Origin of the sequence: Variovorax restrictus, assembly GCF_051216715.1 — a bacterium.
Classification (GTDB): Bacteria; Pseudomonadota; Gammaproteobacteria; order Burkholderiales; family Burkholderiaceae_C; genus Variovorax.
On the sequence record NZ_JBPJZH010000001.1, the window covers coordinates 924,412 to 937,155 of the forward strand.

The 12,744-nt window shown below is 68.0% G+C and carries 13 protein-coding genes; 6 read left to right on the plus strand and 7 right to left on the minus strand.

The window, feature by feature from the left end:
• Window positions 1–38: 38 nt before the first annotated feature.
• Genes ACSFA0_RS04345 through ACSFA0_RS04365 form a run of 5 tightly spaced genes read left to right on the plus strand, consistent with a single transcriptional unit; the run spans window position 39 to window position 5,788 of the window.
• Window positions 39–473, plus strand: coding sequence for a DUF2147 domain-containing protein (locus tag ACSFA0_RS04345; RefSeq protein ID WP_435448996.1), 435 nt, complete (start codon window positions 39–41; stop codon window positions 471–473).
• Between the two features lie 18 nt (window positions 474–491).
• Window positions 492–2,915: a 3-hydroxyacyl-CoA dehydrogenase/enoyl-CoA hydratase family protein gene (locus ACSFA0_RS04350; protein WP_435448997.1), complete on the plus strand. Its 2,424-nt coding sequence runs from the start codon at window positions 492–494 to the stop codon at window positions 2,913–2,915.
• 14 nt (window positions 2,916–2,929) lie between these two features.
• A complete protein-coding gene (locus ACSFA0_RS04355) occupies window positions 2,930–4,129 on the plus strand; it encodes an acetyl-CoA C-acyltransferase (protein WP_435448998.1) in 1,200 nt (399 codons plus the stop codon).
• A gap of 25 nt (window positions 4,130–4,154) precedes the next feature.
• Window positions 4,155–5,006: an acyl-CoA thioesterase gene (locus ACSFA0_RS04360; protein ID WP_435448999.1), complete on the plus strand. Its 852-nt coding sequence runs from the start codon at window positions 4,155–4,157 to the stop codon at window positions 5,004–5,006.
• A gap of 2 nt (window positions 5,007–5,008) precedes the next feature.
• Window positions 5,009–5,788 (plus strand): enoyl-CoA hydratase, encoded by a 780-nt coding sequence (locus ACSFA0_RS04365; protein ID WP_435449000.1) that lies wholly within the window; start codon window positions 5,009–5,011, stop codon window positions 5,786–5,788.
• A gap of 15 nt (window positions 5,789–5,803) precedes the next feature.
• Here ACSFA0_RS04365 and ACSFA0_RS04370 read toward each other — a convergent pair whose 3' ends face one another.
• The 6 genes from ACSFA0_RS04370 to ACSFA0_RS04395 all read right to left on the minus strand — a co-directional run bounded on the left by ACSFA0_RS04370 (window position 5,804) and on the right by ACSFA0_RS04395 (window position 11,158).
• Window positions 5,804–6,577 carry an ABC transporter ATP-binding protein gene (locus ACSFA0_RS04370; RefSeq protein WP_435449001.1) on the minus strand — a complete coding sequence of 258 codons (774 nt, stop codon included), beginning with the start codon at window positions 6,575–6,577 and terminating at the stop codon, window positions 5,804–5,806.
• A complete protein-coding gene (locus ACSFA0_RS04375) occupies window positions 6,574–7,641 on the minus strand; it encodes a dihydrodipicolinate synthase family protein (RefSeq protein WP_435449002.1) in 1,068 nt (355 codons plus the stop codon). The genes ACSFA0_RS04370 and ACSFA0_RS04375 overlap by 4 nt, the downstream gene beginning before the upstream one ends.
• A 25-nt stretch (window positions 7,642–7,666) precedes the next feature.
• On the minus strand, window positions 7,667–8,521 hold the full coding sequence (locus ACSFA0_RS04380) for a GNAT family N-acetyltransferase (protein ID WP_435449003.1): 855 nt from the start codon (window positions 8,519–8,521) through the stop codon (window positions 7,667–7,669).
• A complete protein-coding gene (locus ACSFA0_RS04385) occupies window positions 8,508–9,569 on the minus strand; it encodes an NAD-dependent epimerase/dehydratase family protein (protein ID WP_435449004.1) in 1,062 nt (353 codons plus the stop codon). The genes ACSFA0_RS04380 and ACSFA0_RS04385 overlap by 14 nt, the downstream gene beginning before the upstream one ends.
• Window positions 9,566–10,378: an ABC transporter permease gene (locus ACSFA0_RS04390; protein ID WP_435449005.1), complete on the minus strand. Its 813-nt coding sequence runs from the start codon at window positions 10,376–10,378 to the stop codon at window positions 9,566–9,568. Before ACSFA0_RS04390 ends, ACSFA0_RS04385 begins: the two co-directional genes overlap by 4 nt.
• A gap of 108 nt (window positions 10,379–10,486) precedes the next feature.
• Entirely contained in the window at window positions 10,487–11,158 is a 672-nt protein-coding gene (locus ACSFA0_RS04395) for a TetR/AcrR family transcriptional regulator (RefSeq protein WP_435449006.1), read from the minus strand.
• 111 nt (window positions 11,159–11,269) lie between these two features.
• On the opposite strand from ACSFA0_RS04395, the gene ACSFA0_RS04400 reads away from it, so the two are divergent.
• Complete coding sequence (locus tag ACSFA0_RS04400) at window positions 11,270–12,274, plus strand: ABC transporter substrate-binding protein (protein ID WP_435449007.1); 1,005 nt, start codon at window positions 11,270–11,272, stop codon at window positions 12,272–12,274.
• Window positions 12,275–12,292: 18 nt separating this feature from the next.
• Here the strand turns inward: ACSFA0_RS04400 and ACSFA0_RS04405 are convergent, their stop codons facing one another.
• The gene (locus tag ACSFA0_RS04405; RefSeq protein ID WP_435449008.1) at window positions 12,293–12,718 is read right to left on the minus strand and encodes an acyl-CoA thioesterase; all 426 of its coding nucleotides are present in this window, start codon (window positions 12,716–12,718) and stop codon (window positions 12,293–12,295) included.
• Between the last annotated feature and the right edge of the window lie 26 nt (window positions 12,719–12,744).

Below are 12,744 nucleotides of genomic sequence, written 5' to 3' on the forward strand. Positions count from 1 at the left end.
GCGGCGACGACGACAACGACAAATACAACGGAGACACCATGAAAGCCTTGGTCGCAAGCATCGCCCTGTTCGCCGCCGCCACGTCGGCGATGGCGCAGATGAGCCCCGTGGGCCTCTGGCGCACCATCGACGACAAGACGGGCGAGGCCAAGGGCGAGATCCGCGTCACGGCATCGGGTGGTGTGCTGGCGGGCCGCCTCGAGCGCTCGCTCAAGAAAGACACCCAACCCGACGCCACCTGCGACGAGTGCCCGGACGACCGCAAGGGCAAGCCGATCACCGGCCTGGAGATCATCCGCGGCGGCTCCAAGGTTGAAGGCAAGGACGTCTGGGAAGGCGGAAAGATCCTCGACCCCGAGAACGGCAACGAATACCGCGCCAGCTTCACGCCCATCGACGGCGGAAAGAAGCTGCAGGTGCGCGGCTACCTCGGCCCCTTCTGGCGCACCCAGACCTGGAACCGTGTGCAGTAACCCATTCGAGAACAACCCATGTCCCGATTCAATGTGAAGAAAGTCGCCGTGCTCGGCGCCGGCGTGATGGGAGCGCAGATCGCTGCGCACCTGGTCAACGTGCGCGTGCCGGTGGTGCTGTTCGACCTGGCGGCCAAGGACGCGACCGGAGCTGTCGCTCAAGGTGCAGCGAAGAACGGCATCGTCCTGCGCGCCATCGACAACCTCAAGAAGCAGAAGCCCGCGCCGTTGGGCGACGTCGCCGACGCGTCGTTGATCGAGGTCGCGAACTACGAGGACGATCTTGCCAAGCTGGGCGATTGCGACCTGGTCATCGAGGCCATCGCCGAGCGCATGGACTGGAAGCTCGACCTCTACAGGAAGATCGCGCCGCACGTGTCGAAGAACGCCATCCTGGCTTCGAACACCTCTGGCCTGTCGATCACGAAGCTCAGCGAGGCGCTGCCCGAAGCCTTGAAGCCGCGTTTCTGCGGCATCCACTTCTTCAACCCGCCGCGCTACATGGTCCTGGTCGAGCTGATCGACACGCCGACCACGCAGCCGCAGGTGCTCGACCAGCTGGAGGCCTTCGTCACCAGCACGCTCGGCAAGGGCGTGGTGCGCGCGCACGACACGCCCAACTTCATCGCGAACCGTGTCGGCATCGCCGGCATGCTGGCCACGCTGAAGGAGGTCGAGACCTTCGGCCTGACGCCGGATATCGTCGACGACCTCACGGGCAAGAAACTGGGCCGCGCGAGCTCGGGCACCTTCCGTACGGCCGACGTCGTGGGCCTCGACACGATGGCGCATGTCGTGAAGACGCTGCAGGACAACCTGAACGCCGAGACCGATCCGTTCTATGGCAACTTCGCGACGCCGCCGGTGCTCGCCAAGCTGCTCGAGCTCGGCAACCTGGGCCAGAAGACCAAGGCGGGTTTCTACAAGAAGGTCGGCCGCGACATCCTGCGCTTCGACCTCAAGAGCGGCGACTACGTGCCCGGTAGCGAGAAGGCCGACGAGGTGTATGGCCGGATGCTCAAGCGCCCGGCGGCCGAGCGGCTGAAGCTGTTGCGCGAAAGCGAAGGCCCGCAAGGCCAGTTCCTCTGGGCCATCCTGCGCGACGGCTTCCACTACGCGGCCGTGCACCTGGCGACCATCGCCGAAAGCGCGCGCGACATCGACTTCGCCATGCGCTGGGGCTTCGGCATGCAGCAGGGGCCGTTCGAGCTCTGGCAGGAAGCCGGTTGGGCGCAGGTCGCCACCTGGGTGCAGGAAGACATCGACGCGGGCAAGGCGCTGAGCACCGCGCCGCTGCCGAAGTGGGTGTTCGAAGGCCCTGTGGCCGACGCCGGCGGCGTGCACACGCCGGAAGGCTCATGGAGCGCGTCGCTCGGCAAGTTCGTGCCGCAGCGCCAGCTGCCGGTGCATGCCCGCCAGCTGTTCCCCGAAAGCGTGCTGGGTGCGAAGGCCGTCGATCCGACCACGGCTGGCACCACGCTCAGCGATGAAGGCGATGTCCGCGTCTGGACGCTCGACGGCGAGGTGCTGATTGCCAGCATCCATTCGAAGATGAACGCCATCAGCCCGGACGTGGCCGAGTCGCTCGCCGCCGCGGTCGACTTGGCCGAGGCCGAGTACCAGGGCCTCGTGATCTGGTCGCCCGACGACAAGTTCTCCGTCGGCGCCGACCTGCAGGCGATGCTGCCGGCCTTCGTGGTCGCGGGCATCGGTGCGGTCGAAGGCGCCGAGGAAGAGCTGCAGAAGCTGATGCTGAAGATGCGCTACGCCAGCGTGCCGGTGGTCTCGGCCATCCGCGGCCTGGCGCTGGGCGGCGGCTGCGAGCTGGCCGTGTATTCGGCCAGGCGCGTGGCCGCGATGGAAAGCTACATCGGCCTGGTCGAGGTCGGCGTGGGCCTGGTGCCCGGTGCGGGCGGCCTGACCTACATCGCCCGCCGCGCGGCCGAGAACGCGGCCGCCTCGACCGGCACCGACCTGCTGCCCTTCCTCACCGAAGGATTCACCGCCGCGGCGATGGCCAAGGTCGGCACCGGTGCGCTCGATTCGAAGAAGCTGGGCTACTTGCTGCAGGGCGACGTGATCGTGCCGAACAAGGACGAACTGCTCTACGTCGCGCTGCAGCAGGCCAAGGCGATGGCGGATGCCGGCTACCGGGCGCCGCTGCGCCGCAGCTTTCGCGTCGCAGGCCGCTCTGGCGCGGCAACCATCAAGGGCCAACTGGTGAACATGCGCGACGGCGGCTTCATCAGCGCGCACGACTTCCACATCGCCAGCCTCATCGCCGAGGTGGTGACCGGCGGCGACATCGACGCGGGCTCGCTCGTGACCGAGGAATACCTGATGGCGCTGGAGCGCAAGGCCTTCTGCTCGCTCATCGTGCACCCGAAGACGCAGGAGCGAATCATGGGGATGCTCTCCACCGGCAAGCCGGTCCGGAACTGAAGGAAGAACACATCATGAGCAAGCAAGTTCAAGACGCCTACATCGTCTCCGCCACGCGCACGCCGATCGGCAAGTCGCACCGCGGCTACTTCCGCAACTACCGCCCGGACAACCTGCTGGCGACCACGCTGCGCGCGGCGCTGGCGGCAGTGCCCCGTCTCGATCCGAAGGCGATCGAAGACATCATCTGCGGCTGCGCCATTCCCGAAGGCAGCCAGGGCCTGAACATCGCGCGCATCGGCGCGGTGCTGGCCGGGCTGCCCAACAGCATCGGCGGCATCACGGTCAACCGCTTCTGCGCCTCGGGCCTGTCGGCCGTGCAGATGGCGGCCGACCGCATCCGCGTCGGCGAGGCCGACGTGATGATCGCCGCAGGCGTCGAGAGCATGAGCATGGTCCCGATGATGGGCAACTCGCCCTCGCTGTCACCCTCGATCTTCGAGCGCGAAGGCGACGTCGGCATCGCCTACGGCATGGGTCTCACGGCCGAGAAGGTCGCGCAGCAATGGAAGGTGAGCCGCGAGGCGCAGGATGCCTTCGCGCTGGCGTCGCACCAGAAGGCGCTGGCCGCGCAGAAGGCCGGCGAGTTCGCCGACGAGATCACGCCCATCGAGGTGACCGACCGCACGCCGGACCTGGAGACCGGCGAGTCGATCGCGACCACGCGCACCGTGAGCCTCGACGAAGGTGCGCGGCCCGACACCAGCCTCGAAGGCCTGGCCAAGCTGCGCACCGTGTTCGCCGCGCGCGGCACGGTCACCGCGGGCAACAGCTCGCAGACCTCCGACGGCGCGGGCGCGCTGATCCTGGCCAGCGAGCGGGCCTGCCAGCAGTACGACCTGACGCCGCTGGCGCGCTTCGTGAGCTTCGCGAGCAAGGGCGTGCCGCCGCACATCATGGGCATCGGCCCGATCGAGGCGATTCCCGCCGCGCTGCGCTACGCGGGCCTCAAGCACCAGGACATCGACTGGTTCGAGCTGAACGAGGCGTTCGCGGCGCAGTCCCTGGCGGTGATCAACACCCTGGGTCTCGACCCCAGCAAGGTGAACCCGATGGGCGGCGCCATCGCGCTGGGCCATCCGCTGGGTGCGACCGGGGCTATCCGCTCCGCGACAGTGGTGCATGCCTTGCGGCGCAAGAATCTGAAGTACGGCATGGTCACGATGTGCGTGGGCATGGGGCAGGGCGCAGCAGGCATCTTCGAGCGGGTGTGACGAAGGAATCTGTTGCGCGGGGTACATGAGTCTGAGGAGACCGGCAGTGACGCAACACATCTTCGACAAGGCGCTCGCGCTGCACCACAGCGACATCCGCGTGGGCCACTTCACCGGCATGACGAGCCCGGATTACTGGAACATGGTCGGCCCCTTCGGCGGCACGACGGCGGCGGTCGTGCTGCAGTCGGTGCTGCGGCATCCCGACCTGCTCGGCGCGCCGATCGCGCTCACGGTGAACTACGCCGCCGCCATCGAGGCCGGCGCCTTCGACGTGCAGGCGACCGCCGTGCGCACCAACCGCTCGACCCAGCACTGGACCGTGCAGATCACGCAGGCGGGCGCCAGCGGTGCGCCGCAGGTGACGACCACCGCCACCGTGGTGACGGCCGCGCGCCGCGAGACCTGGAGCACCAACGACCTGCCGATGCCGCCGGTGCCCGGCCCCGAGCAGACCGAGCGCATGACCATCGGGCCCAAGGGCGTCGCGTGGATCGGCCAGTACGACATGCGACCGGTGCGCGGCAGCATTCCCACGCAATGGGACGGCGGCGGCGAGCACAGCGAGACGATGCTCTGGCTGCGCGACGCCGACCCGCGCCCGCTCGACTTCCCCGCGCTGGCGTCGATGAGCGACATGTTCTATCCGCGCGTCTGGTTGCGGCGCGCCAAGCCGGTGCCCGCCGGCACGGTGTCGATCACGACCTACTTCCATGCCGACGCATCGCACCTGGCCGAGGTCGGATGCGGCTATCTTCTCGGGCGTGCCGTGGGGCAGCAGTTCCAGAACGGCTTCTTCGACCAGAGCGCCCAGCTCTGGAGCCAGGCCGGTGCGCTGCTCGCCACGTCCAACCAGATCGTCTATTTCAAGGAATGACCATGAGCGACATCCTCGTCCACACCGAAGCCGGTGTGATGACCCTCACCTTCAACCGCGTCGCCCGCAAGAACTCCATCACCGGCGCGATGTACGACGCGCTCTCGGCGGCGCTCGACCAGGCCTCGGGCGACGCCGCCGTGCGCGCCGTGCTGATCCAGGGCGACCCGACCATCTTCAGCGCGGGCAACGACATCGCCGACTTCATGGCGGCGGCGGGCGCACCGGCCGACACGCCGATGAAGGCGTCGCCGGCGATCCGCTTCCTGCGCACCATCGCGGCCTTTCCCAAGCCGGTGATCGCCGCGGTCTGCGGCCCGGCCGTCGGCATTGGCACCACGCTGCTGTTCCACTGCGACCTGGTCTACGCGGGCGACAACGCCGCCTTCTCGATGCCCTTCGTCAACCTCGGCCTGGTGCCCGAAGCCGCGTCGAGCCTGCTGGCGCCGCGGATGTTCGGCTACCACCGCGCGGCAGAGGCGTTGATGCTGGGCGAGCCCTTCATGGCCGAAGCCGCCCTCGAAGTGGGCCTGGTCAACCGCGTGGTGCCGCCGACCGAATGCAACGCCATCGCCCAGGGCCAGGCCCGCAAGCTCGCGGCCAAGCCGATGTCCGCGCTGGTCGAGACCAAGCGCCTGCTCAAGATGGCGCAGCAGCCGGCGGTGCTGGAGCGCATCGATGCGGAAAGCGTGAGCTTCGGTCAGGCGATGCGTTCGCCGGCAGCGAAGGAAGCCTTCAGCGCCTTCATGGAAAAGCGCAAGCCGGACTTCAGCCAGCTCTGAACGGTTCGGCCGTCGCTATTCCACGCCCAGCAGGTCGTACACGCGCCGCACGTAGCCGCCGAACTCTGGGCTCGTCTTGAGGTGCAGACGCCGCGGGGCCGGCAGGTCGATGGCGAAGAAATCCGCCATGCGCGCCGGCCCCGCGGTCAGCACCGCGCAGTGCGTGCCGAGAAACACCGCTTCCTGGATGCTGTGCGTGACCACCACGAACGTCTTGCGCGTCTCTTCCCAGATGCGCAGCATCTCGAGGTTCATCTTCTCGCGCGTGAGGGCATCGAGCGCACCGAAGGGCTCGTCCATCAACACCAGCTTGGGGTCATGGATCAAGGCCCGCGCGATGGCCGCGCGCTGCTGCATGCCGCCCGACAGCTCGTAGGGCAGCTTGTCAGCGAAGCCGGTCAGGCCGACCATCTCGAGCAGTTCGTGCGCGCGCGCCTTGGCGGCCTTGCGGTCGAGGCCGAGGATGTCGGCCGGCAGCAGCACGTTGTCCAGGATGGTGCGCCACTTGAGCAGCACCGGCTGCTGGAACACCATGCCGATGTCGCGCCCGGCCTCGAAGGCCCGGCCGCCGCCGATCTGCAGCGTGCCGCCGTCATGCCCGTGCAGGCCGGCCAGAATCTTCAGCAGCGTCGACTTGCCGCAGCCCGACGGGCCGACCAGCGACACCATGTCACCGTCGTGGATGTCCATCGACACGTCGGAGACGGCCAGAAATTCCTCCGTCTTGCTGCCGACCTTCTTGCGATAGACCTTGCGCAGCTGCTGCATCCGGATCAACGGATCGGTCATGCGAGCCACCGCGACAGGTTCTCGCGCACGAAGGCGTCGTCGCCCAGGTCGCCGTGGGCCCGGTAGACCCGGTCGATCTCCTCGGCCTGGCCGCGCCCGAGCCCTTCCTCCGGGTCCAGGCACCAGATGCCGTCGAGCAGGCCCTGGCGCCGCAGCACCTCATGACAGCCGGCGATGCAACCGTGGAAGTTGTTCTTCACGTCGAAGAAGGCCGCGTTGCAGTCGGTCACGCGTGCGTCGAGCGCCAGCAGCGCCGGGCTCAGCGCGCCGCCGTCGGCTGCGAGCGCGGCCTTGATCTGTGTCAGCTGCTGCACGGCCTTCGACGTCCACACCGACCAGTGGCCCAGCAACCCGCCACGGAAGCGCACGTCGACCTGTGCGCCGTCGCGCATCGCGGCGAAGGGCAGGGCGAGGTCGAGCACGATGTGGTCGTCGTTGCCGGTGTAGAGAAACACGCGCTCTTCCGCCCGCGCGTCGACCACGCCGCGCACCACGTCGATGGTGCGGTAGCGGTTGAAAGGGGCGACCTTGATCGCCAGCGCATTCGGGATCAGCGCGAAGCGGCGCCAGAAGTCGCTCGACAGCACCGGCCCGCCGACCACCGTCTGCAGGTAGAAGCCGATCAGCGGAATCTCCTGCGCCACGGCCTCGCAATGCGCGATGAGTTCGTCCTCCGACGCCGAGGCCACGGCCGCGAGGCTCAGCAGCCCTGCGTGGTAGCCCAGCCCGACGGCGGTCTGCGCCTCGGCGCGCGCCTGCGCGGTCGGGCCGCAGAGGCCGGCGATCATCGCCATCGGTCGCGAGGTCCAGGCGGCGCGGTCTTCGGCGGCGGCGCGCAACACCGTTTCGTACAGGCCGCGTTCGCGGATTGCGAACTGCGTGGTGTGCACGCCGACCGCCAGACCGCCTGCGCCGGCATCGACGTAGTAGCGCGTCAGCGCGCGCTGGCGGCGGCGGTCGAGCTGCCGGTCGGCGTCGAGCGCCAGCGGATGCGCGGGGATCACCGTGCCCTGCGCCAGCAGCGCCAGCACGTCGGCGGGAAGGTCGGATCGTTGCAGGGCCATCGAAACTCCAGGAAAAAGGGGGCGCTCAGCCGTACTCGGGGCCGGCGATGGCGTGGATGAAGGCGGTCTGCCCGCGTGGCACCGGCTCGCCGAGCGCCATGCGCACGAAGCCGCGCTGGGGCACGAAGCCGTCGGCGACGAGTTGTGCGCGCAGCAGCGGGCGATCGTCGGGGACATCGATGAACAGCGGGCCGGGCTCGCTGCGGGCGATGTTGGCCAGCAACGCCGCCGCGCCCGTCTCGTCCGTCGCGATCAACGGCCCGATGTGGCGGGCGATGCGCCCTGCGCGCACGGCCGCGAAGCCTTGCACCTGGCGAACCATGCGGGAGCCTGGGCGATCGGCCAGGTGCTTCAGCACCTCGGCGCGTGCGAAGCCGAGCGCCTCGGCGTCCAGCGCGGCGAGCAGGTCGAGCTTGCCGCGCGCCGAGTGCTCGACGGGGATCGCAACCGCCTGGACGCCGCGCTGCCAGCGCGTCAGGCGCCACAGTGGCGTGAAGCCGTACTGTGTGTAGAGCCGCTCGCCGGCGGGCGTGGCGTCGAGCAGCGCACAGCGCCCGGTGCGCTGCACCTGCTGCAGGCACTGCGCGAAGACGGCGCGGCCCACGCCGTGCCCGCGCACCGCGGGATCGACCAGGATCATGCTGATCCAGGCGGCGGTCTCGCCCATCGGCAGCACCGCGCCGCTGGCGACGAGGCGGCCGCCGGCGTCGCGCACCACGTGGAGCGTGCCGAGCGTGGCGAACAGGGCCCAGTCTTCGGCGGTCTGGTTCCAGCCGCTCTGCGTGACCAGCGCGCCCAGCATGTCGGCGGTGTCCGCATCCAGTGCGCTCAACACCTCCACGTTGCAGGCCACGGGAAGGCCCGCTTCAATACTTGCCATCGCGCGATTCGAACTTGGTCGGCTTGCCATAGAGCCGCTGCTCGCGCGCGATCCAGTCGGCCACCCAGCCGATCAGCCGCGAGAGCGGTACCTGCGGGTAACCGAAGAGGCGTTCGGCTTCGCCGGTGTTCATGAGCCAGGCGGTGGAGGCTTCGGCGCCGGTGATCTGCACCGGCTTGCCGAAGCGGCGGCCGAACTCCTCGGCCAGCCAGCGGATCGAGGTGGTCTCGGGGCCGCTCACGTTGAGCGGCGAGGTCGGCACCGTGGCCACGGCCAGGCAGCGCAGTGCCTGCGCGTTGGCGTCGCCCTGCCAGATCACGTTGACATGGCCCATCGTGACGTCCACCGGCTCCCCGCGCCACACCTTGACGGCCACGTCGGCCAGCACGCCGTAGCGCAGGTCGATGGCGTAGCTCAGCCGGAACAGGCGCCCCGGTGTGCCGTGCTGCTGCGAGAAGTACTCGAACATGCGCTCGCGCCCGACGCACGAATTGGCGTATTCGCCGGGCGGGCTGGGCGGCAGGTCTTCCGCGGCACCCTGACCGGTGACCGGCACGAAGGGGTACACGCAGGCCGTCGAGAAGGCGACGATGCGCGACGCACTGAAGGCCTGCGCGACCAGCGCCGGCACATGAACGTTCATCGCCCAGGTCAGCGGATTGTTCGCGTCGGCGCCGAACTTGCGCCCGGCCATGAAGACCACGTTGGCGCACTTGGGCAGCGCGGCGACGGCAGCGGGGTCGAGCAGGTCGCAGACGAGGGTCTCAATGCCGTGGGCATGCAGCGATTCGCGCACGCCTGCTTCGCTGAAACGCGCCACGGCGATCACGCGGCGATCGGGCGGCATCGCGTTGCGCGCCAGGCGGGCCAGCGTCGGCCCCATCTTGCCGCCGACGCCGAGAATCATCAGGTCGCCGTCCAGACGCGCCAGGTCGTCGACCAGTTCGCGCGAGGGCAGGGCCAGAAAGTCCTCGAGCGCTTCTTCGGTCTCGAAGTGGGTCGGGAAGGCATGCACGTCGAGCGTGCGGGGGCGGTAGGGGGCGGTCATTGGATGCGGGCGTCCTGGGTGATGAAGAGGCGCTCGAGCAGCAGGACGAGCAGGTAGAGCAGCACACCCAGCGCCGTGATGATCAGCACCGCCATGAAGACGGCGGGCGTGTCGAGCGAAGCCTGCACCTGGATCATCAGATAGCCGAGCCCCTTGTCGGAGGCGATGAACTCACCCACCACCGCACCGGCCACGGCCAGGATGGTGGCGACCTTCATGCCCGAAAACACATAGGGCAGCGACCCCGGCAGCTGGATGTAGCGGAACAGCTGCCAGCGCGAGCCCTTGAGCGCGCGCACCAAATTCAGCAGGTCGGGCTCGGTCTCGTTCAGCCCGCGGATGGTGGTCAGCAGGATGGGGAAGAAACACAGGCTGAAGGTGATCAGGATATTCGGCCCGATGCCGTAGCTGAACCACACGATGACCAGCGGCCCCATCGCCACCTTCGGGATCATGTTGAGCGTGACCAGCAGCGGGAAGGCCAGAAGCATCAGCCGGCGGCTGGTGATGAAGAGCAGCGCGCACAGAATGCCGAGCACCAGTGCCAGCGCATAACCCCCGAAGATCTCGAGCGCGGTCACGCCGGTGTTGGCGAGCCACTTGTAGTTGTCGTTGGACAGCGTGGCCAGCACGCGCGAGGGCGCCGGCAGGATGAAGGTCTGGATCGCGAAGACGCGGACCGCGGCTTCCCAGAGACCCACGGCGACCAGATGCACCGCGACCACTGCGGCCCAGCGCTGCCAGGCGGCCCGCTCGACCGCGGGGAGCGGCAGGCCCGGTGCCGTGGCACCGGTATCGAGAACCGTCATGTCGAAACTTTCCTGGTGAGCCGTCGTTGCGAAATCATAGAAGTCGCCGGGCGACCAGTCAACCAGATGGTTGATAAATGACCGGTGCAGGCGCCCTCCGGCGCGGCATCAGCCGGGCCGCAAGGCGTTCAGTGCGAACGCGATGACATGTCGGCGGCGCTGGGCAAGCGCACCGCGCAGGCCCAGCGACTTGCCGAAGATCGCCGAGAGCGTGTGGTTGTTCGAGAAGAAGAAGTACGAGATGCCGGCGATCGAGATGTAGACGTTGATCGCGTCGAAGTCGCGTCGAAAGACGCCTTGTGCGGCACCGCGCTCGAGCGTCGCCTCGAGCATCTCGATGAAGGGCGAGTGCATCTGCTGCAGCCGTTCGGATTCGAGGATATGGCTGCCCTGGTGGCGGTTCTCGTCGGTCAGCAGCGCGATGAACTCCGGGTGTTCCGCCAGGTAGTCGAAGGAGAAGCCGATCAGCTGTGTCATGGCCTCCACCGGCTCGAGCTCGCCGAGCGACAGGCGTTGCTCCTTCTCCCGGATAGCCGCGTACACGGACTCCAGCGCAACCAGATAGAGCCCCTGCTTGTTCTCGAAGTAGTGGTAGACCAGTTGCTTGTTGACGCCGGCGCTGCGGGCGATCTCGTCGACCCGGGCGCCGGCGAAGCCGTTGCGCGAGAACTCCGCCACCGCGGCGGTAATCAGCGCCTCGCGGGTGGCAGCGGCGTCGCGCCGGGCGGGCGCGACCGCCGCAGCCTTCTTGCGCGCAGCAGGTAGGGGCCTGGAAGCCATGGCGTGCGGAGCCTCTTCAAATGGTCGGAGTCGTGTCGGTTGCGAGTCAACCAAACAGTTGGTAATATGAATTCTAGTCCCGGTTCATCCCTCTCATTCTGGAGCGATCCCATGCGTACACGCGTGCCTTCCGTCCTTCGTCCTCTCCTGTGCGCCGTCGGGCTCGCCGTCGCCGGCAGTGCCGCATCGGCCGCCGATGCGATGAACCTGATGCTCAACTGGACGCCCACCGCCGACCACGCGCCCATCTACTTCGCCAAGGCCAAGGGCTGGTACACCGAGGCGGGCATCGACTTGAACATCGAGGCGGGCAAAGGCTCGGCCCTGTCGTCGCAGCGGGTGGGGTCGGGTGGCGCCAACCTCGGCATTGCCGACCTGCCGACCGCGATCCAGGCCGTCGGCAAGGGGGCCGACCTGAAGGCGATCATGGTCATCTACGCCAACAGCCCGCAGGGCTTCTACTGGCTGAAGTCGTCGGGCATCGGCGGGCCCAAGGATTTCGCCGGCCGCAAGATCGGCAACCCGCCGGGCGATGCCGCCCGACTCATGTGGCCGGCCTTCGCGAAGAAGACGGGCATCGACCCGGCTGGGGTCAACTTCGTCAATCTGAGCCCGCAGGCGAAGGTCGGCGCGCTCAAGAGCAAGGCGGTCGACATCATCAGCGACTTCTACAACGAGCACGACCTGAAGGTGAAGGAGTTCGGTGCCGACCTCGGCTTCGTGGCCTGGCGCAGCGTCGGCGTCAACGTCTACGGCAACTCGATCGTGGTGAACGGCGCCTATCTCAAGGCCAACCCGGAGCGCGTGAAGAAGTTCGCGGCGGTGACGCAGCGTGCGTATTCGGCCTGCGTCAAGGACTTCGCCCCCTGTCTGGATGCACTGTCCGCCAGCGTCAGTGGGCTGAGCCCCGACAACCAGCGCGATCAGTGGGAGCGCATCAAGCAACTGATGCGCGACGACACGACCACGCAGGTCGCGCTCGGCGCCTTCGATGGCGCGCGCGTCAAGTCGGACTACGAACTCGTGAAGGACATGATCGGCATCGAGAAGGCCTACGACCCGGCGACGTTGTTCACGAACGACTATCTCGACAAGGCCACCCGCATGCCGAAATAAGGCCGCGGGCGCACGGTTTCAGCGCGCCGTCTCGATGGCGCGCGGCCGGCCGCTGTCGTCGATGGCGACGTAAGTGAAGGTGGCCTGGGTCACCTTGATGTACTCGCCCTGCGCCTGGAAGCGCTCGGCAAAGACTTCGACCGTCACCGTGACCGAGGTGCGGCCCAGACGCTCCAGCTTCGAATAGAAGGACAGGATGTCGCCGATGCGCACCGGCTGCTTGAAGATGAACTCGTTCACCGCCACGGTCGCCATGCGGCCCCGGGTGTAGCGCGCCGGAATCACCGAGCCGGCCAGGTCGCACTGGGCCATCACCCAGCCGCCGAAGATGTCGCCGTTGGCGTTGCAGTCGGCGGGCATCGGGATGACCTTGAGCACCAGCTCCATGTCGATGGGCAGGCTCTTGAGGACGGCGGCCGCGTTGGCACTCGGAGAATCGGACATGGGCACAATCGAAGGCAACAACAGCC